At 37.3% G+C, this 21822-nt stretch carries 23 protein-coding genes; all 23 read right to left on the bottom strand.

The annotated features are described in order from the left end of the window. Positions 1–93: 93 nt before the first annotated feature. The gene (gene trmFO, locus O3617_RS00995; RefSeq protein WP_371448119.1) at positions 94–1410 is read right to left on the bottom strand and encodes a methylenetetrahydrofolate--tRNA-(uracil(54)-C(5))-methyltransferase (FADH(2)-oxidizing) TrmFO; all 1317 of its coding nucleotides are present in this window, start codon (positions 1408–1410) and stop codon (positions 94–96) included. Then, the gene (topA, locus tag O3617_RS00990; protein WP_371448117.1) at positions 1403–3721 is read right to left on the bottom strand and encodes a type I DNA topoisomerase; all 2319 of its coding nucleotides are present in this window, start codon (positions 3719–3721) and stop codon (positions 1403–1405) included. The genes trmFO and topA overlap by 8 nt, the downstream gene beginning before the upstream one ends. Further along, on the bottom strand, positions 3711–4847 hold the full coding sequence (dprA, locus tag O3617_RS00985; RefSeq protein ID WP_371448286.1) for a DNA-processing protein DprA: 1137 nt from the start codon (positions 4845–4847) through the stop codon (positions 3711–3713). The genes topA and dprA overlap by 11 nt, the downstream gene beginning before the upstream one ends. Then, a complete protein-coding gene (locus O3617_RS00980; RefSeq protein ID WP_371448115.1) occupies positions 4831–6402 on the bottom strand; it encodes a YifB family Mg chelatase-like AAA ATPase in 1572 nt (523 codons plus the stop codon). The genes dprA and O3617_RS00980 overlap by 17 nt, the downstream gene beginning before the upstream one ends. Before the next feature lie 10 nt (positions 6403–6412). After that, on the bottom strand, positions 6413–6814 hold the full coding sequence (locus tag O3617_RS00975) for a YraN family protein (RefSeq protein WP_371448114.1): 402 nt from the start codon (positions 6812–6814) through the stop codon (positions 6413–6415). A gap of 172 nt (positions 6815–6986) precedes the next feature. Continuing rightward, positions 6987–7787: a ribonuclease HII gene (locus O3617_RS00970; RefSeq protein WP_371448112.1), complete on the bottom strand. Its 801-nt coding sequence runs from the start codon at positions 7785–7787 to the stop codon at positions 6987–6989. Continuing rightward, complete coding sequence (gene ylqF / locus O3617_RS00965) at positions 7780–8685, bottom strand: ribosome biogenesis GTPase YlqF (RefSeq protein ID WP_371448110.1); 906 nt, start codon at positions 8683–8685, stop codon at positions 7780–7782. The genes O3617_RS00970 and ylqF overlap by 8 nt, the downstream gene beginning before the upstream one ends. Positions 8686–8776: 91 nt before the next feature. Then, complete coding sequence (gene rplS / locus O3617_RS00960) at positions 8777–9118, bottom strand: 50S ribosomal protein L19 (protein ID WP_005377523.1); 342 nt, start codon at positions 9116–9118, stop codon at positions 8777–8779. Positions 9119–9288: 170 nt separating this feature from the next. Then, positions 9289–9660, bottom strand: a complete 372-nt coding sequence (locus O3617_RS00955) for a MarR family winged helix-turn-helix transcriptional regulator (protein WP_009661172.1) — start codon at positions 9658–9660, stop codon at positions 9289–9291. Positions 9661–9806: 146 nt separating this feature from the next. Further along, positions 9807–11858, bottom strand: a complete 2052-nt coding sequence (gene glyS, locus O3617_RS00950; protein ID WP_371448109.1) for a glycine--tRNA ligase subunit beta — start codon at positions 11856–11858, stop codon at positions 9807–9809. A 1-nt stretch (position 11859) separates the two neighbouring features. After that, the gene (gene glyQ / locus O3617_RS00945) at positions 11860–12735 is read right to left on the bottom strand and encodes a glycine--tRNA ligase subunit alpha (protein ID WP_005377537.1); all 876 of its coding nucleotides are present in this window, start codon (positions 12733–12735) and stop codon (positions 11860–11862) included. A gap of 333 nt (positions 12736–13068) precedes the next feature. Continuing rightward, positions 13069–13491, bottom strand: coding sequence for a hypothetical protein (locus tag O3617_RS00940; RefSeq protein WP_371448108.1), 423 nt, complete (start codon positions 13489–13491; stop codon positions 13069–13071). A gap of 297 nt (positions 13492–13788) precedes the next feature. Beyond that, positions 13789–14694 carry a DUF805 domain-containing protein gene (locus O3617_RS00935; RefSeq protein WP_371448107.1) on the bottom strand — a complete coding sequence of 302 codons (906 nt, stop codon included), beginning with the start codon at positions 14692–14694 and terminating at the stop codon, positions 13789–13791. Between the two features lie 102 nt (positions 14695–14796). Continuing rightward, positions 14797–15333 (bottom strand): immunity protein YezG family protein, encoded by a 537-nt coding sequence (locus O3617_RS00930; RefSeq protein WP_371448105.1) that lies wholly within the window; start codon positions 15331–15333, stop codon positions 14797–14799. A gap of 8 nt (positions 15334–15341) precedes the next feature. Continuing rightward, positions 15342–15827: an immunity protein YezG family protein gene (locus O3617_RS00925; protein WP_371448103.1), complete on the bottom strand. Its 486-nt coding sequence runs from the start codon at positions 15825–15827 to the stop codon at positions 15342–15344. A gap of 108 nt (positions 15828–15935) precedes the next feature. Further along, positions 15936–16115 carry a hypothetical protein gene (locus tag O3617_RS00920; RefSeq protein WP_371448102.1) on the bottom strand — a complete coding sequence of 60 codons (180 nt, stop codon included), beginning with the start codon at positions 16113–16115 and terminating at the stop codon, positions 15936–15938. 143 nt (positions 16116–16258) lie between these two features. After that, positions 16259–16603 carry a hypothetical protein gene (locus O3617_RS00915; protein WP_371448101.1) on the bottom strand — a complete coding sequence of 115 codons (345 nt, stop codon included), beginning with the start codon at positions 16601–16603 and terminating at the stop codon, positions 16259–16261. A 115-nt stretch (positions 16604–16718) separates the two neighbouring features. Then, positions 16719–17084, bottom strand: coding sequence for a hypothetical protein (locus O3617_RS00910; RefSeq protein WP_371448100.1), 366 nt, complete (start codon positions 17082–17084; stop codon positions 16719–16721). 199 nt (positions 17085–17283) lie between these two features. Then, positions 17284–17454, bottom strand: coding sequence for a hypothetical protein (locus O3617_RS00905; RefSeq protein WP_371448098.1), 171 nt, complete (start codon positions 17452–17454; stop codon positions 17284–17286). A 188-nt stretch (positions 17455–17642) separates the two neighbouring features. Continuing rightward, positions 17643–18953, bottom strand: coding sequence for an amidohydrolase (locus tag O3617_RS00900; RefSeq protein WP_371448097.1), 1311 nt, complete (start codon positions 18951–18953; stop codon positions 17643–17645). A 112-nt stretch (positions 18954–19065) separates the two neighbouring features. Further along, on the bottom strand, positions 19066–19527 hold the full coding sequence (locus tag O3617_RS00895; protein ID WP_371448096.1) for a hypothetical protein: 462 nt from the start codon (positions 19525–19527) through the stop codon (positions 19066–19068). Further along, positions 19520–20323, bottom strand: a complete 804-nt coding sequence (locus O3617_RS00890; protein WP_371448095.1) for a DUF3100 domain-containing protein — start codon at positions 20321–20323, stop codon at positions 19520–19522. Before O3617_RS00890 ends, O3617_RS00895 begins: the two co-directional genes overlap by 8 nt. A gap of 199 nt (positions 20324–20522) precedes the next feature. Then, positions 20523–21800 carry a nickel-dependent lactate racemase gene (gene larA, locus O3617_RS00885; protein WP_371448094.1) on the bottom strand — a complete coding sequence of 426 codons (1278 nt, stop codon included), beginning with the start codon at positions 21798–21800 and terminating at the stop codon, positions 20523–20525. Positions 21801–21822 lie beyond the last annotated feature (22 nt).

Below are 21822 nucleotides of genomic sequence, written 5' to 3'. Positions count from 1 at the left end.
TCCTTCATTCACGGATACACAACATCCATGAATGAAGGATTTTTTATATCTATTCAATTATTCTAACGATAGACTATGAACGACAAGCATCATTTACAGCTGTTCTTGTTCCTTTAATGCGTCAAGCTCTTCTAATGCACGATTGGCAATGAGAGCGTTTTTCTCTTTTTTCTTACGAATCCGTTGAGGCCATGATTCCATAATGCCAAAATTAACATTCATAGGCTGAAAATTAGATCCTTCATAGGAAGAAATATAATGGCTCAATGATCCGATAGCCGTCGTTTTAGGGAAGTCGATAAATGCCTTATCATCAAGATATCGTTTTACCTGTAACCCTACCATGAGTCCTGATGCGGCGGATTCAAGATACCCTTCTACACCTGTCATTTGACCAGCAAAGAATAGTCGATGATCAGACTGTAATTGGAATGCATGATTGAGCAATTCTGGAGAATTGATATACGTATTACGATGCATCACACCATACCGAATAAATTCTGCATTTTCAAGGCCAGGGATTAAACCAAATACGCGTTTTTGTTCACCCCATTTTAAATGAGTTTGGAACCCTACGAGGTTAAACATAGTTCCCTCTTTATTTTCCTTACGCAATTGCACAACTGCATAGGATTCTTCATTGGTGCGCTTATCCACTAAGCCTACTGGTTTTAATGGGCCATAGCGCAATGTATCTTCGCCACGGGACGCCATGATTTCTACCGGCATACAACCTTCAAAATAGATTTCCTTTTCAAAATCCTTAGTCTGCACAGCCTCAGCATGGGTTAATTCGTGCCAAAAGTGTTTATACTCTTCTTCATTCATAGGGCAATTAAGATAGTCTGCATCACCTTTATCGTAGCGAGACGCAGCAAATACCTTATCATAGTTAAGAGACTCTGCAGTCACAATAGGGGCCGCTGCATCATAGAAATAAAATCCCCTATTACCGGTTAATTCTCTAATGGCATCGCCTAGTGTTTCAGATGTTAATGGACCAGAAGCAAAGATAACCGTTCCATCCGTAGGAATAGATGTCACCTCTTCATGATGCACCGTAATATTAGGGTGACTTTTTATCTTATCAGTTACCATAGCACTGAATAGATGACGGTCAACCGCTAAAGCACCACCAGCAGGTACAGCTGTTGCATCTGCACATTCCATAATTAACGAGCCTAAGCGTCGCATTTCTTCCTTTAATAGGCCAACAGCATTTTCTATATTACCAGCGCGCAAAGAATTGCTACACACTAGCTCAGCAAATTGATCCGTTTGATGGGCCGGAGAACTCTTTACAGGACGCATTTCATATAAATCGACAGCAACACCACGATTGGCAAGTTGCCAAGCTGCTTCAGAGCCAGCTAGGCCGGCTCCTATAACAGTAACTCTATGTTCACTCACTCTTTGTATCCTCTTCTTTCTTTACTGAATCATCAGACTTTTTCTTTCTCGTTTTCTTTGGCGGTCTAGTTGAACATGTTTCATTAGAGCAGAATTTCTTTGTCGTACCATTTTTATACGTTTTTTCAACGATGATACTACCACATGTATCACAGAACTCATGAGTTGGCTTATCCCATAACGTAAAATCACATTGTGGATAGCGATTACAACCATAGAAGATACGACCCCGCTTAGATTTACGCTCTACGATTTCCCCTTCACCGCATTTAGGACAAGCAACACCGGTACCAACCGTTATAGGTTTCGTATTCTTGCATTCTGGGAAATTAGAACATGCTAAGAATTTACCGTAACGGCCGAATTTATAAACCATAGGATGACCACAAAGCTCACAAGTTTCATCACTTTCCATGGATGCGATTTGAATTTTGTCTACATCGCTAGCATCATCTAATTCTTGTTTAAATATATTGTAGAAATCGGTCAATACCTTCACATACGTATCCTTACCATTTGCGATGGCATCGAGCTCTTCTTCAAGTTCTGCGGTAAACCCAGTGTTGATGATTTTTTCAAAATAAGCCACCAAAAAGTCTACTACTACAAAGCCGAGTTCTGTAGGTATAAATTGTTTATTATTGGTTTCTACATAGTTGCGGCTAACGATAGTATCTAAGATTGGCGCATATGTACTTGGACGACCAATGCCTAATTCTTCCAATGTCTTGATAAGGCTTGCTTCCGAATATCTAGCAGGCGGTTGCGTAAAATGTTGTTCTGGGTCGATAAGTACAGTTTCCACCACATCAGATTTCTTCAATGCTGGTAATTGTGGTGTTTCTTCTTTCTTACTATCTTCATAGACCGCACTAAATCCAGGGAACAATACACGGGAACCAGTTGCCTTGAATGTATAAGTATCATCGATATCTAGTTCAATGGTAGTGGACTCATTTTGTTGTGGCGCCATTTGGCTCGCCATAAAACGATTCCAAATCAATGTATACAACTTTAGCTCATCGCGATTTACAAATGGTTCAACCATTTTAGGTGTCAATTCAAGAGATGTAGGACGAATGGCTTCATGCGCATCTTGAGCGGATTCCTTCTTACCGTATACATTCGGTTTAGCAGGACAATAGTCATCGCCATAGGTTCTCTTAATATAGTCTCGTGCCTGTTCTTGCATATCTTTGGATATACGTGTAGAGTCGGTACGCATATAAGTAATTAAACCTACGTGACCATAAGAACCGATTTCCAAACCTTCATATAAATGTTGAGCAATCATCATGGTTCGTTTGGCCCCAAAATTGAGCTTACGAACACCATCTTGTTGTAATGTAGATGTGGTGAAAGGCGGAGCAGGTTTACGGCTTCGTTTACTTTTCTTAACAGATGTAACAGTAGCCGTATAATCCGCAATAGCCTTTTGGATTGCCACGGCATCTGCTTCACATGTAATATCGAGTTTATCACCCTTCACATGCGTTAGTTCAGCGGTAAACTCTTCATTAGTTTTTGTCTTAAATTGTCCCTCAATAGACCAATATTCTTGAGGTACAAAGGCTTGTATTTCACGCTCTCGTTCACAAATGAGACGTACAGCTACAGATTGAACACGACCAGCGCTCAAGCCTTTGCAAACCTTTTTCCATAATAGGGGGCTCAATTTATACCCTACAATGCGGTCTAATACACGACGGGCCTGCTGAGCATCAACCATGTTCATATCTACGGTACGTGGATGTTCTAGGGCCTCTGCAACAGCAGTTTTCGTGATTTCATTGAACGTAATACGACAATTAGATGTGGTATCTACGTTTAGAATGTATGCTAAATGCCAAGAAATAGCTTCCCCTTCGCGGTCCGGGTCAGTTGCGAGCAATACGGCGCTACTTTCATCGGCATGAGCCACCAAATCGTCAATCACCTTTTTACGCGCTACCAGATTGCTATATCGTGGGGTAAAGTCATGATCAATGTCGATACCCATTTGAGATTTAGGCAAATCCCGAAGATGGCCCATACTGGCTTTCACAATAAAGTTAGGTCCTAAAAATTTCTCGATAGTCTTAGATTTAGCCGGTGATTCCACGATGACAAGGATTTTACCATCCGGATTATATACACGCGGTTTTCGTTGCTCTGGCGGCATCGATGTAGCCACAATTGATTTGTCGCGCACAATGCCAACTGGTGTTAACGCTTCTTTTGCTACCTTTTTATTGACCGTAGTCTTTTTCTTTTTTGTTTCTTGTTTTGGTTCTTTCGGTTCCCCAATAACGATAGATCGTTTAATGGACAAGTACATCACTCCCGATTATGTTAATATAGCCCTTAGAATGAACCTTCTCAATCATATGTTTCATTTCAAGGTCTAATAAAATGCTCTGTAATCGTTGTAATGGAATGTGTGTTTTCTTGATTAAATCGCCTACACTGATACATTGATCGGTAGGAATTGTGCTCAACACGACCTCCCATTCCACCTTAAAGCTTAACACATCGGACCCTTGCGTATCAACCACACGGAGCTTTAACTCATAATCCTCGATTATATCTTGTGCTTTCGTCAATATATTAGCACCTTGGCGCATGAGCCAGTGATTGCCCTCCGCTACATTGCTTAAAATACTGCCAGGTACCACATAGATTTCACGTCCTTCGTTGGCGGCCATATCAGCCGTTATCAGAGACCCACTGCTCGCCTTGGCCTCTACTACGATGATGATTTGTGAAAGCCCACTAATAATGCGATTTCTTGCTGGAAAATGGACACCTGACGGCGGTGTACCGGGAGGATATTCTGACAATAATAAACCATTGTTCTTAAGAACGGCATCAAATAACCGTTTATTCTCCGGCGGATATACAATATCTAAACCGCATCCCATAACAACGATTACTTGTCCCTTTGCCGCTAAAGCACCTTCATGGCTATGACTATCGATCCCCCGTGCACCACCGCTGACTATGGCTACATTATACGCAGCTAGTTCCTTACCTATCCGCAGTGCCACATTACGACCATAATCGGAACATTTTCGAGCTCCCACCATGGCAATTTTCATCGTCTCATCATCTAATAGCGATACATTTCCTCTCACAAATATGACAGCTGGCGGATTGTATATCTCTTGTAAATGCCCAGGGAATAATACGTCAAGGTACGTAATATATTCTATATGCCAGTTTTTAAGAGCCTTATAAATAGTCTGTAATCGTTCGTCAGTCGCTTCTTTCTCGATTTGCCTATATTTTGTGGGCGGAATCCCCAGTATTGTTGTTAGATTCTTACGATTTTGTAACGCACACCACGCCTCATAGGGTCCTCCAAACTTTTCGACTAAATCACGTATTGTAGCCGCCCCTAGTGAAGAAATACTCTGCATTGCGGCAATGTAAAAATTACTTTCATACTGTTGCTCCATCATGAACTCCTATCCTCGACACATGGTATGGAATGTGCCGATACATCATCGCTTCTGAAATATGTTCGTTTTCTATGTATAAGGACCCATCTAAATCTGCAATGGTTCGACTCACCTTTAGCAACCGATCAAAGCTACGCCCTGTAAAATGAAATCGTTCATATACGTCTCCTAACAAGCCCCAGCAATCATCGCGTATATTACACAGTTCACGAATAGCGCCATGTGGCAAGGCACCATTTGACTTAAATGGTTGGTCTCGGAAACGTTCGAACTGCATCTGGCGCCCTTGTTTTACGAGTTGTTTCATATCTGCACTGCTCATAGAATCAACATCCATACATAACATATCGTTAAAACTAGGTCTCTCTACAAGGATGAATAGATCTAAGCGGTCTAATATAGGCCCAGATATTTTATGCTGGTATCTCTCTAGTTCTGTAGAGCTACAAACACATTCCTTATGAGGGTCCCCATAATAGCCACAAGGACATGGATTGGCGGCGAGTATACATATAAAATCTGCTGGATAGTCATAACTATTTTGTAATCGATTCACAGTAATCATATGTGACTCTAATGGTTGACGTAGTGCATCTAGTACATAGCGAGGAAATTCAGGTGCTTCATCAATAAATAGGACCCCATTATGGGCTAATGTAATTTCTCCAGGTTTTGCATTACTACCGCCCCCTATGATGCTCGCCAAGGTTGCTGTATGATGAGGACATCTAAAAGGCCGTCTAGCAATCAGTGTATTCTTTTCGAGCAATCCTGCCACATCGTGAATGCGTGTCGTTTCGAGCCGCTCCTCCCAGCTCAGGGGCGGTAAAATGGTTGGTAATCGTTCTGCTAACATCGTCTTACCAGATCCAGGCGGACCTATCATCATCACGTGGTGAACACCTGCAGCAGCAATAACAATGGCTCGTTTTCCTAGTTCTTGGCCTTGTACATCCTTGTAATCAATGACGCCGTTGACCGCGTCATCACAATTCTCATCAACAGTGTCTATACTATATTCATCCGGTCGCATTACAAGTTTCACAATATCCTCTAACGTATGTGCACCATAGGATGTGATTGCTTCTATATTGTGCAGTAATGATACATTATCTCTACTGGTAAAGATTGTAAGTAGTTTATCTTCAAGTGCTTTCATAGCCATACTAAGAATGCCTTGTGTTTTTTTCAGACTGCCATCTAAAGATAATTCGCCTATAAACAAAGTTGATTGTAATAATTTTGTTAGTTTAGGTTTGCGTAATCTGATTTGACCTGATGCGGCTAATACGCCTATGGCTATGGGCAAATCTAATCCGGAACTACTTTTTCTGACCTCTGCAGGTCCCAGATTAACAACAATACGACGCATAGGAAAATCAAATCCACTATTTTTAATGGCTGCCCGTACGCGTTCTCTCGATTCTTTTACAGCTTGATTGGGGAGTCCCACGATGTCGAAAACAGGTAGTCCTTGGGATATGTCCACCTCTACTGTTACAACGACGCCATCTAAACCATCTATGGTAGCACCATAGACCTTTGCATACATAATGGGCCTCCTACATGAAACACTGAGGCATATAGTGTACAGTGGCCTTAAGGTCCTCATGTACATATACCTCAACTACATCAAAGGACAGTTCCTTCCATTTGCGATTCTGGGCCCGCAAATCCCGAATAAAATACATGGCTGCTTGCTTAATATGTTTTTGCTTACGTTTTGAAACAGCCTCCCGTGGCAATCCATGGGTGATACCACGACGCGCCTTGATTTCAATAAAATGATAGGTCAGCCCATTTTTAGCGATAATATCGATTTCACCTACCTTCGTTTTGTAATTGGTCGTTACAATTTTCAATCCTTGTTGCTCAATATACTGTCGAGCAATATCTTCTCCCCAATTACCAAGAGCTTTTGCATCTAATAGGTTACAATTTTGTTCACAATTCATCGTATTCATGGTTACCTCCTTATGTATATAGATGCTTTCGAATACTTATATATACAACATAAGACGGTCTGACCATGAATGTAAATAGAAAAGAGGTTCCTAATAGTCACCTAGGTGACCAATAGGAACCTCTTTTCTATAGATTTTTCATTTCTATTTCATGATTGAGTGTGTTATCTATTTAATTTTCTTCTCGATGCCATCCAACGATGGATTTAATTGGTTCGAAGCTCTTTCTATGCAATGGTGTCACACCTTGTTGCTCCACAGCTTCTTTATGAAGTTCTGTATAATACCCTTTATGGATACCAAAACCATAGCCAGGATACTCTTCATCAAGGCTCTTCATATATCGATCCCGCGTGACCTTTGCAATGATGGATGCAGCTGCAATATTTGCACTTTTGCTATCGCCCTTGATGATGGATTCAACAGGAATTGTTAAATCAGGTAATTTCATTGCATCCGCTACAACAGCCTCTGCAGGTACATCAAGGGTACGAATGGCCTCGTACATCGCTTGACGTGTGGCCTCATAAATATTGAGGTCATCAATTTTTTCTGGACCGTAAGAAATACAGCTGACGGCTACAGCTTCCTCCATGATGATGTCATACAATGCTTCACGTTTTTCTTCGGTTAGCTTTTTAGAATCATTAAGGCCTGGAATTAATGTCATAGGAGGCAAAATGACTGCAGCTACTGTAACAGGGCCTGCAATGGGCCCACGCCCAACCTCATCGACACCAGCCACATGATATAGCCCTTCATCGTAGAACATGCCTTCATAGTCGTACATGCCCATCAAACGCTGTTGTTCTTTTAGCTCTTTTTCTTGACGTTTAATATAAGAAGCCGCCAATTTTTGAACGGAACTACGAGTATCCTCTTGTGCTAATGGTAAAATTTCCAAAGCTTGTTCCGTTTCAAAAAGGGCCTTAATATCAGCTACCTTTAACTTAGCGAATATATCCTTATCCATTATGTGTTTCCTCACCATCTTCTGGATAATAAGGCTCTTCATCAACTTGGTCTAGAGTAATCGTACCAAGCTTTGTGTTGCGATAGTCTCGCAAAATAATGCGGCGTGCCTTATCAAGATCCACAACACCACCGCTGACAAGACAGCCGCGACGACGGCCAATGCTTTCAAGAATTGTATCCACATCGGCCATCTCTTCTTCTTTTAATTTGTAGCGTTCAATCAAGATATTAGGTGTATTCGTCAATAAATGGTTTAACAATTGCTTAATTACGTGCTCTAAGTCATATACATCATCAGAAATGGCACCTGTCATAGCAAGACGAGCAGCAGCTCGTTGGTCCTCTAATTTAGGCCATAATACGCCTGGCGTATCGAGCAATTCCATATTCTTACCGATTTTAACCCATTGTTGACCACGGGTGTGACCTGCCTTATTAGCCGTCCGAGTTGCTGCAGAACCAGCTAAGGAATTAATCAATGTAGACTTCCCTACATTAGGAATCCCTAAGATGATAGTACGTATGGATCGGCTACGAATCCCCTTTGCAACCCATCGATCAATAATAGGTTTGCTGAGACGTTCTACGGTAGATACTAATTTTTTATTCCCCTTACCAGATTTAGAATCGATAGCTAATACAGTTATCCCTTGTTTCGTAAAGAATTCTGTCCATTCCTTCGTTGCCTTTGGATCTGCTAAATCTACCTTATTTAACAGTACAATATGCGGTTTTTGACCAACTAACTCTAGGATGACTGGGTTCGCACTAGAACGAGGAATGCGCGCGTCTAATAACTCGATAACAACGTCTACCTTTTTGATGAACTCCGTTATCATGCGCGTAGCTTTCGCCATATGTCCAGGGAACCAATGTACGATAGGTGAATCTGCCATAATGTCTCCTTTCTATATATCTTGTATAAATGTATGTATATCTATATTTTAGCAAAAATAAAAGGCTGCCAACGGCAGCCTTTTAAGAACATTAGCGTTTTTCGCGAATACGAGCAGCTTTACCAGTAAGGTTACGTAAGTAGTACAATTTAGCACGACGAACAACACCACGGCGCATAACTTCGATTTTAGCTAAGCGTGGGCTGTGAAGTGGGAATGTACGTTCTACACCTACACCGGATGCAATACGACGAACTGTGAAAGTTTCACGTACGCCACCGTTTTGACGTTTAATTACCAAGCCTTCGAATACTTGGATACGTTCACGGCTACCTTCCACTACTTTTACGTGTACGCGTACTGTATCACCAGCACGGAAAGTAGGGATGTCTGTACGAAGTTGTTCTTGTTCGAGTACGTTAATAATGTTCATTGTTTCCTCCTGTTTGCAGACATTCAATACCTACACCTTATAGGCAGCGGACTGTCTCAAATTAACAGTAATATATTATCACAAGTCAATGTACAATGCAAGAGGTTACACACTATATCTTGTATAGATTTATATACCTATTTCACCGAAAATATATACAAGTAAATAGGTTAATCAATGCGGCCTAATAGGTCATACAGATCTTGTCGATCCTCTGACGATAATCGTCTAAACCGATGAGCTAACTGCTGTTCCCTATGTTCAACTAAACTATGTGCTTCTTCTTTCCCCGCATCGGTTAGTGTTACAACAGTTGTCCTCTTATCCATCGTATCAATGGTCTTTTCTACAAACCCCAATTGTATGAGTACATCCAGTTGCTCTGATACGGTAGCTGGACGAATCTGTAAACTATCCACTAAAACGCGTTGGCTCGTTCCCTTGCCTATAGTATATAGTTCCATGAGTATTCTATAACGTGAACCTTCACGCTTAGCCGTCACATTACGGAGGGCATTGAACAATTCAACATTGGTAATCATAATGACATCTCCTTACAACTTTGTATACTTTATGTATTCGACATAGATGCCAAAATTCCTGCATAAAGAAAAGGCAACCGCAGTTGCCTTTCCTCAGATTCACATAGTTAAGACAAATGTAATTCTCTAACTATATAAAATATATGTTATTTTAATGCACTAATATCGCCGATAATAGCCATTACACTATATGCCAAACGAACAAGTTGTAAACGGTTAGCCTTAATAGCTTCGTCTTTGTCCATGACCATAACATCTTCAAAGAATGTATTGATGGCAGGAACCAATGTAGCAGGTACTGCTACAACAGCGTCATAGTCGTTCTTATCCCATGCATCGATACTTGCTTCAGATGCTTTTGTAGCCACTTCATACAAGGCGCGTTCTGCATCTTCTTTTAATAAGCTTTCATCAACACCAGTATATGTTACATCTTTCACAAGATTATACATACGTGTGAAAGCTTGTACTAATTCAACATTTTCATCAATGCGGTTAGCCAAGAGAGCTTTCACAAGACCTTCAGCATCAGCAACGGACAATTCATTGTTAGATAACAACAAATCGATTACATGATGAGGTACTTCACGGTCAAGGAAGATATTTTTCAAACGCAATGTAATGAATTCTTCTACTTGGCCAAGCAATTCATCTTGTTTATCTGCTGGTACATTAAGAAGATTCATGGATTCTACGATGATTGGGCGCAAGGAAATATTCCATTCGCTACCAAATAAGATGTTCAAGATACCAATTGTTTGACGACGCAATGCATATGGATCTTGAGAGCCTGTAGGAATTAAACCACGGCTGAAAGTAGCAACGATATTATCTACTTTATCGATAATGGACAATACTTTACCAGCTTCAGTTTGAGGCAATACATCACCTGCAAAACGTGGTAAATATTGTTCAAAAATAGCTTCTGCTACTTCTGGGGATTCACCGTCGAGCAATGCGTATTCTTTACCCATCACGCCTTGCAATTCAGTAAATTCTGTAACCATACCTGTTGTGAGGTCAGTTTTAGCGAGTTCAGTAGCACGTTCTAATACGACACGCGCATCTTCATGTAACTCACATTCTTCACTGAACACACGGCCTAATGTTAACAAACGTTCTGTTTTGTCAGCCAAGTTGCCAAGGCCTTCTTGGAACACGATTTTTGTCAAACCATCTTGACGGTCAATAAGAGGTTTCTTACGGTCTTCATTAAAGAAGAATTTAGCATCATCAAGACGAGCGCGCAATACGCGTTCATTACCAGCTTGCACTACTTCGATGGAATGGTCGGAGCCGTTACGAACTGTTAAGAACATTGGCAACAATTTGCCGTCTTGGTCAACCAATGGGAAGTAACGTTGATGGTCTTTCATAGGTGTAATGATAGCTGCATCTGGAAGTGCCAAGTAGGACTCTTCGAAGCCACCACATAATGCTGTAGGCCATTCAACAAGGTAGTTGATTTCTTCTAACAAATCATCATCCCAAACGATGGATGCATTTTTAGAAACTGCAATATCATGTAATTGTTTGGAGATCAATTCACGACGTGTGTCTTGATCAACCATAACAAAGTTTTCTTTTAATGTGTCTACATAGGATGCTGCATTTTTAATAGTGATTTCATCAGCACCTAAGAAGCGATGACCACGTGTTACATTACCAGATTTTACAGTAGCAAATTCTACAGGAATTACTTCTTCATCAAGTAATGCTACAAGCCAACGTACAGGACGTACAAATTTAGCATCTAGGTTGCCCCAATGCATAGATTTAGGGAAGTTAAGACCTGTAATCAATTGTGGCAACATATCAGTTACGATATCTTTTGCAGGTACGCCTGCAGTTTTAGTTTCAGCATAGATATAGCCGTCTTCTACAACAAGATCAGCTACAACAAGACCTTTACCACGAGCAAAACCGATAGCAGCTTTTGTTGCATTACCGTCAGCATCATATGCGATGGATGCGGAAGGACCTTTATGACGTTCGCTGATTTCAGCAGATGTGTCAGCAAGACCTTTCACGATAAGAGCCAAACGACGTGGTGTGCCGTATGTTGCGATGCTTTCAAAAGGAAGATGGGCATCATTTAATTTTGTTTCAGCCAATGTTTTCAATTGACCTAAGATATTTGGCATAAAGCCGGCAGGAATTTCTTCTGCACCGATTTCAAATAATAAATCCTTTGCCATCTTATTTATCTCCTTTCAAAAGTGGGAAACCTAATTCTTCGCGTTTAGCGAGGTACTGTTGTGCACAAATACGAGCTAGTGCACGTACGCGGCCGATGAAAGCAGTACGTTCGCTAATGGAAATAGCGCCACGGGAATCAAGCAAGTTGAATGTGTGGGAGCATTTCAATACATAGTCATAGGCTGGTAGTACATAACCTGCGCCGCAAACGCGTTTTGCTTCTGCTTCGTACATATCAAACAATTTGAAAAGCATATCTGTATCTGCTAATTCAAAATTGTAAACGGATTGTTCAACTTCGTTAGCATGCCAAACGTCACCATAAGTAACATTTTCATTCCATTTAAGGTCATATACGTTTTCTACGCCTTGAATGTACATAGCTAAACGTTCTAGACCGTATGTAATTTCTACGGAAACTGGTTTACAGTCGATGGAACCAACTTGTTGGAAATATGTGAACTGAGTTACTTCCATACCATCGAGCCATACTTCCCAGCCGAGGCCCCAAGCGCCCAATGTTGGAGATTCCCAGTTATCCTCTACGAAACGGATATCGTGATCTTCCGCATGAATACCAAGAGTTGCCAAGGATTGTAAGTACAATTCTTGGATATTATCTGGAGATGGTTTCACGATAACTTGGAATTGATGATGTTGGAACAAACGGTTAGGGTTATCACCATAACGACCGTCTGCTGGACGACGAGAAGGCTCTACATAACATACAGCCCATGGTTCAGGACCAATTGCATGTAAGAATGTAGCAGGGTTCATTGTACCTGCGCCCTTTTCGATGTCATATGGATTTTGAACGATACAACCTTGTTCACTCCAAAATTTTTGTAGATTTAGTATAATCTCTTGAAATGTCATTGCTGCCTCCACTTTACACAACCGACATAAAATCAACCATTTCGTTACAAACAAAAAAGTCCCTGTAACGAAAAACGTTACAGGGACGAGTATACCCGCGGTTCCACCCTATTTGGCTTGCGCCCTCTTTTTTCTATGTTGGCCTTTACTAACAGATACCTGCGTTCCTGCCAATGCTCTACAGCGCCTTCAACCAAATGTGAGCTTACACCATCCTCACTCGCTAGAGAGGTTTACTACTCTGCTTCATCGCATATATTACACACAATATTGTAGCAATACAAAGGGATGAATGTCAACACAGATATGAATTATGGGAAACTAGTAAAACAATTACTTTACATATAAGGATTTAAGAATTAAAAGAATCACACTACCAGAACCTATTAAACGTTCCCACTTATTCATATCCGCATAGAAAATAATCCACATCAAAAATAGAATATAAATTACTAGCCATATATAGTCATATAATGAATAGGATTCAAATGAAAGTCTAAATGCAGAACTATTGAGTTCATCTTTTTTCACAATTTTATCTATCCATCCTACTAAGAACCATAAACAGAAATAAAATGTAGAATGTCCTTTGTTGATATATTTTCGATATATTAAAACAAAAAGTTTTCTATGACTAATGAGAGGCCACAAAAGCATTACAATAAAAATAGTACATACTAGTGTTACCTCTGGAATCGCAACAATACCCTCAATAGGTATAGCATCTATTGCATTTAATGTCCATGCAACTATCATAAATAAAGAACACCATAATCTATACCTAATCAGACTTATGAAATTACGTTTCTGTTTATATACATTCATTTAATAAGATTCCAATCATGAATGTATAATCTTATACTATAATTTACTTAATATAAAATTACACTGAGAATAAGATAGCCATTAAAAATAGCAATATAGTGAATAAAGAAAATAAATAGTAAATCCATTTATTACTATTTTTAAATATTAGTGAAAACAAGTAATTACTATCTGAATATCATTATGCTTTACTCTTAGCAAATATCATATACAGATGGGCAATAACAATTAGCTTATATCCCTTAAACTATTTATATCCCAACTACTTTTTACAAATATTCTGTATATAATAAAAATATTTAAATATGGAACCAATAATAATATGATCCAAATACCACTATATAAACTATCGTGTAATCTACGAATACATAATGTCAAAATTGATAGAATAGCATAAAAATATAAGACATAAAATATACCTATTGATATAGGTGTAAGTATTTCTATTCCTGTCTCGTCTTTAATCATAAAAAGTATTGAGATAAAATTTACGATTAAGCTAATAATCATACCAAATGATCCTATACCAAAATAAGCCTCTACTCTTTTAGCTCTGCCTTTAAAACAAAATGACTGACTTATATAAATATCCCTCATATACTCTAATAATCCATTTTTATTCTCTAGAGTTATCTTGTTATTTAGATAACCAACAGATTTCGTTGGTGAAATCAATTGAACTGTACTATTCCCATATCGATTATTACCATGATTACTTGGGAGTAAGTATAAAAACATTGTTGGTATAAAAATAACACCTAATTCTATAAGTAAGATTTCTTCAAAAAAAGCTATACTTAATCCATCAACTGCATATAAATCATACATATAATATCCATATATACTACAACTTATTATTAACCATAAGTATATCCATTTTCCTGATAATCCAAAATCATGTAATCTACGTCTACTTAACTCTATAACTAAACATACACCCATTAGTTTAAAGATATAACGTAAATAATACATCTCTATTAATTGGATAGACAAAGTGTTTATAATTCCATTACTAACAAAATAGGTAAAGAATAAACCAATCAATATAATAAGGTAGGCCTTCTTATTTATTCGTGTATTATGAAGTAAATCATATATATTTTGTTTTATTAGTTGTATCTCTTCACTTATCATTTATTTTATCTAACGCTTTTTACACTAAAAAATTAATCCAAATTCTAACAAGTATACATAGTCACCTAAATCATCATATTAGAAACATAAAGTCATTCTTATTTACTTAATTAAGTGAGTAAATTTATTCATCTCATACGCTTCAAAATAAGAATCCGTATCTGATATACCTTCATCATAACCAAAATTAACTTCTACCTTCCCCTCATTAGTAACAGTAATTGTTATAGAAGATGGTGTTTGCATTTTAGCAGATTTAAAGTGCATATATAATGCACGAATACGTTGAGCCATATGCATGGTACCTTCGATATAATTATCCAAATTAATTCCTGGATTTGATAAAAGTTGACCAGAGTAAGCTGTGCCTTCTAAATTGATATAATAAAATCTACAATCAACAGACTCTTCGGTAGGAACTCCATGTAAAAACATAACATTCCAATCCTCACTATCAATCATTTGATATAGTACAGTTGCACTTTGTTTAATTAAATCATTTGTATGTATATGCCAGGCTTCCATATCTACATCCAGTGATTCCTTGTCTAAAAGATTCTCTTGTGCAGTATTATCTAATTCCGAACTATCTATTTCTTTTTTAGTTTTTCTAAATATGTTTTTCAAAACGTTTTTCATATCATTCCTTATTTTCTATTTACAAAAGAATTCCCTAGTGGTTGTTTCAATAATTCATTTCTTTCTTTATCATCAAGAATCCAAAGATTATTGTTAAGTCCTAAAGTTAGATATTCCCATTTTAAAACCTCTTCTAAATCATATTTCTGATTAAAATTACCATACTGAAATGATATTTTAATGCCTAAAGAATCATCAACAATAACATTCATAATATTCCATAAATAATCTTTGTTTACTTCATCCTTTGACAATGCGAATATTAAATGTAGTATTTCATCCCAATATGTTTCTAGGTGTCTAACATTATCAGAATTTTTCAGAAATTGATAAGCATTAATTAGTTCATTACCATTTACAATATATAAACATATTCTAGTGTTACCATAATCTTTATCAATTTCCGCATGGAAATACAATTTATTCCAATTAGTACAAATTGCATTAGCTATATTATTAATGTAATTAAATATAGTATTACCGTTTTCAGACACGATTGATATTAAAGACCTCCACCTTAGGAATCAGAATAAACATCTATTCTAGTTTCTTCTCCGATTTTCAACTGGACAGATTATGATTTATTAAATTTAAGAGCATTCTCACAATCCCAGAATTTCTTTCAATATACCAAAAAATACTAGCCAAGCAACAAAACCTGCACCATAAAAATCATAGTGGATTTCGACACCAGTCATAAAATCATAAGACATCCCATATATGATGGAAGGTAATGAAAATAATGCAAATGCATAGAAAAAATATTTTTTTATAACAGCCATTTTAATAATTTCCTTATATAAAAAATAATTTCACTTAAAGAAATCAAACAAATCAAAGAAGAGTCCAATCATGCTATATATAAGTAATTCATGTAAATGAATATTAAATATATCTGTCTATTGAGTAACTCTTTATTACTAATTTAATGTAAAGCCAATAAATCTACACCATTATACTCTAATGTTAATAAATTATAATTTTGATCTATTGAGAATGAACCTTTAAAACCGCCCTCATCAACAAATGAGTAGGTATTATTATCAATTTTATAGAATTTACTTTTTAATGGTACAAAATATTTATCTAATGCTAAACCTACCTTCTCCGCATCTTCTTTAGAGCACTGCAAAACATCCTGTATTCGTTTAAAAAATGACCTATGAACATTTTCTATTCTGTCTTCTATTATTTTATTAACGTTTTTATAAGTCTTATATCTATAAATTAGATATAAGATTGCTAAAAATAAAGCAATATTCTCCTTCATAAACTTATATCTCCTATATAAAATTCTTTAGGAAAATGAATTTTTTCCGGACTAGCTATTTATTCAAAAATATCTACTGCTAAATCTCCAAATTAGAACTCAATATATCATTAAACTAAATATATATCCCATAAATATACTCTATAAATATAAAAATTAAAGCTAATAGTAATAGAGCTAAGATAAATAATAATGAAAAAATACGGGTCAAAACCCATCCTCTTTTTTCATAATAAGTTAGTGTTTCAACTTTATTTTTACACCATAAATTATAAGCACCGAAAACACATATTACGAATACAAAAATTACATTGAAGTCCTCAATAAATTTAGGTAAACTAAAATATGATTTTATTAAAATACATATAAGGAAATAGTTGCCAATTAATGCTAAAAGAGTTACTTTCCATCTCCCCCAACATTTAATCATAAGATAGTTAAAACTTAAGAGAGAAAATATAGCTGCCATTTGTTTTTCCATTCTTCTTCTTTCTCCTTAAGGATTTATTTATAATAAGACAACTTACGAAAGGAATACCATAGGCTTTATATTTTAGCTTACCACCTTTAATATAGTCATATATTATTTTTCCCATAATAGAGAATAATAAAATCAAAAAGATCACATAAAACGCTAGCTGTATCATTCGATAAAACATCTAATTATTAATTAACACTATTTATATACCTAAAATTGCTTTCAATATACCAAAGAATATTAACCAACAAACAAAGAATGCTCCATAGAAATCATAGTGGATTTCGGCACCAGTCATATAATCATAAGCCACAGCATATATAAGCGAAATTAAATTAAATAATGCAAATACATAAAAAAATAATCGTTTCATAATATTCACTTTCTTCATTACTTATAATAAAAAAGAACTATTCCAATAATACTAAAACATATGAATGAAATAAAAAATAAAGACATACTTTCTATTAATCAACAATTAGTAATTATTTTTAAATCATTTAATAAAATTGTAAACCACCTACCAAAGATAATCAATTCATCTTTGATAGGTGGTTTATTTTATTCGCCCTTAGCAATGCGATCTAAGAGTTCAATATAAGTTTCTTTGTTTAATGCTGGTGTAAAGTTATCTAATACATCTTTAGCGCCTGCTGCATCATCGTATAGTAGGTCTACGATTGTCATAGCCAAGGCTTGTGCTGTTTTAATGTACGCTACATCAGGTACAGAGATTTCGTATTCTGCGCTGTGTAGTACACCACTGATACAGCCAACCCATGGATGGATGACCGGCATCAAGTGAGATACGTCCCCCATGTCTGTACTAGCTGTAATATGTGGACCTTGGTATACATTGGCTTCACCAAAAATAGGATTTGAATTTTCACGTAATAGAGCATTCATACGTTCATCATTACGCATCGGTAAATAACCAGGTAGGTCCTTGATAACACATGTGGCCCCTACTGCATCGCCACCGGCTTTTAAGGCCCGGTTTACACGATGGTTGCCATCTACAATAGCTTCAATATTAGAGGCACGCACGTAGCTTTCAACTTGGACATAATCCGGCACACAGTTTACCAATGTGCCACCTTGATTAATGATGGGATGGAATCTAAAATAATCGCTTTCTTTGAAGGTTTCACGAATGGAGTTAACCCCCATAACCCCCATCAAGGCAGCATTAAGCGCATTTATACCTTCATGAGGTGCTTGCGCCGCATGGGCTACCTTACCGTGATATTCAATCAGTTTAGATACAAAACCATTAGAGGTACTACCAAGCCCCATTTCACCAGCTGGTGTTTTGGCTGTCTCCACATGCATTTGCATGGCCATATCGATATCATCGAAAGCACCTTCATAGATGAGTTGTTGCTTACCACCCATATACTTGAGTTTTCCTTGCTCACGCAATTTATTGCGGTAATCAATTTCAATCATTTCCTCTGCAGGAACAGCAAATAATACAACATCGCCAGCTAATTCGTCCATCACCGCTTGTAAACCCATAGCTACGGCAAACATATTCGTAATTTGTACATTATGTCCACAGCAATGAGCAGCACCTGTTAAATCATCGGCACGAGGATGGCGTGGACATAGAATGGCATCTAATTCCCCAACCATGGCAACCGTATATTTACTATCTCGGCCTTTCATTCTACCCTTTACACCTGTCATTGCATGACCAGTAGTGTAAGAAATGCCAAGTTCATCAAACATATCTTGAACCTTTTTAGAAGTTTTTACCTCTTTAAAACCCAACTCAGGTTCAGCCATAATAGATTCAGCTAGTTCTCGTAAACGCGATTGTGCATCAACAATAGCTTTACAAACACGTTGTTTTACTTCTTCCTTTGTCATAAAAAGAACATCTCCTTTTAAAATCGACCGTACTTACATACGGTCGATAATTTTTTAACAAAGCATATTTATTTACTACTATAATATGAATAACTATATGCTAAAAACACTATTAAATTAAACCTTCTAAATGAAGCATAATTTGAGCCAAAGCACTAGCACATATAAATGTACCTGCTGTAACAGCTAGTGCTACAGGAATAATTCTCCATGATAATCGACGAAATGCTGCTAAATCTTTACCTAAAGATAAACCTGCATAGGCTAATACAGGTGTTGTAGTAGCTAAAAATGTAACTTGACTTGTTTTAGCTATAATCCATTCTTGTCCTGGCATAATAGGTAAAGATGCAATAACACCAACCAAAGACACCCAGAATACCATAGGTAATTTATTTGCATATGGCAAATGAGAAATAACCCCTCCAATAGTCGCAAGGATGGCCATAATAGCAACACCGATTAAGCTATCACCAAAAAGATGCTTTCCATCCATTACATTACCTACAGCAGTAATAATTGCAGCAATACAGATGACAATAATAAATTGTGTAATTTGTTCACTCTTACTCATGATGTACTGCCTCCTCTGCTAGATCTTGTTCACGTGTACGACCAGTAAAGAAATTATACGTTTTTTCCATTATTGGTAAGGATACAAATAAGCCAAAATAAACACCAAGAACAGTGGTCAATAAATTAGCTGCTCCCGATAATGCCATAATTTGTTGTTCATACTCCGGATATACTGCAACAATTGGTGCTGTAGCTGCTGCCATCATACTCGCACTACCGACACCAGCCCCCATTGCCAAAGCTAATGGATGAAATAATCCAGATGAAGCTAAAATTCCAGATAATACAGAAGCCCACATTGCACCAATGAGAACACCGCAAATATACATCCCCATAACGCCACGACCTTCTGGCGAACTAAATCCATATTTGTCTATAATGATAGCTACATTCGGTTCTCTATCTACAGAGTAGCAAGCACCTACAGCTTCACGCCCCATTTTTACGAATAAAGCAACTGGTAATCCGAAAACAATCGTACCTAGGAAATGACCTAGTTCTTGTAATAACAAAGCCCACCCCGCACTTGTAAGAATTCCTAGATTTGGACCAATACCAAGACCTACTTTTACCATAAGGATCATAACTGCTATGCCAATATAATCAGCAGATTTTTCCATTTGTTGAACAGTAAGAATCTTAAACTTAGGAATAGAAATTAAAAGACCAAGAATCAAAGTGTACAATAACGGTAATAAAACAATGGGTCCTAATTTCTGGATGCCAATAAATTCAGCCACGACTGTAAGAACCAGTGTGAGAAAGTGAATTTTGAGATTCCCCAAAAGATCCATAATAACCTCCTATAAATAACTAAATACCACTACGATTTTATTATAATATATTCTCTCATCAGAATAAATAAATCATAATATGTATACATATCAATGTAATGCTATTAGATTAATGACATACTAATAAAAAAGATAAAAGTACACCAAATAATCATGATGTACCTTTATCTTTTTATATTAACTTTTAAAATATAACATATTATGCTTTCACCACAACAGATACGCCATCAGGAATAACTGTAATGCTTGCATCTTTACCTTTTAATTCCAAAGCTTTGTTCAATGCTTCATCAAATGTGCTAGCATGTTGTAAATGCATATCTGTAAGCATCTTAGGATCGCATTGGTCTGTTACAACAATAACTGTAAATTGATCTAGAATACGAGCCAAGATTTGCATTTCCCATTGGTCTGGAATTGTTTCATTACGAGGGACCTTAGCAATGCTGTCTAGTAATTCACGTGGTGTTTTGGCATTTTTAAGGTTTTCATAAAGAGATTCCCCACCATGACCATCATTGCAAGCAGCAATCATGATGATAACGCCATCTTTTTTACAAGATGCTTCGGCAGCGGTCATACCTTTTACAGCTTGATATACGTTTTGGTCTAATGGATACCCACCATTTGTAGTGATAACGATATCTGCTGGTACAGCTTTCACACTAGCTAGTTCAGACACAAAAGCACAGCCTGTTTCATGCGCCTGTTCCATATCACCAGCAAAAGCATTGATAATATGTTTTTCTGCATCGATGACAACATTTAAAATAAATGCTAATTTCGCAGTGCGACCCGCATATACCATATCCTTATGAATTGGATTGTTCTCGATAATACCTGTACGAGCATATGGGCTGTTGATAAATTCAGCACAGTGATTTGCCATTACAGTCACTTCGGAAGCAATGCCTGGCAATACGCTTTTTCTACCACCAGAGAAACCAGCAAAGAAATGTGGTTCAATAAAACCTTCAGAAATTAATAACTCCGTTTCTACAGCTAATTTGTTGATGATGCAATCCCCACCAGATGGCAACACGCCGATTTTAGTCATTTGGCTAGCATCGCCAGAGATATGGTTTACAATCTTTTCATTGGCTACAATTTCAGGACCGAATTTATCTACCATTTCTTCATGCGTAGTAGGACGATGGAAACCAGTTGCTAATAAAATGGTAATATCGATGGATGGATTGGCTTCACGAATACGGCGAAGTAAAATTGGCATCGTAATTTTACTAGGCACAGGGCGCGTATGGTCACTTGTGATAATGACCATGTTGGATTTACCCTTTACCAATTCTTCCAAGCGTTGGCTGCCGATAGGATTATCTAACGCATTCTCTACCAATGCTTCTTGTGAAAGCTCAGCCTTATAGGAATGGGCTTTAGATTCTAATACACCTGCGATATTTTGATCAGGAATATTAATATCTACAAATCCTTTTGCATAGGGTACATTAAATGTTTTCATGGGAATCACTCCTTAACTTAAC

This window comes from Veillonella sp. 27098_8_77, assembly GCF_041431535.1.
Taxonomy (GTDB): domain Bacteria; phylum Bacillota; class Negativicutes; order Veillonellales; family Veillonellaceae; genus Veillonella.
Note: the sequence above shows the minus strand (reverse complement) of the source record. Positions and strands in the feature narration are given on the sequence as shown.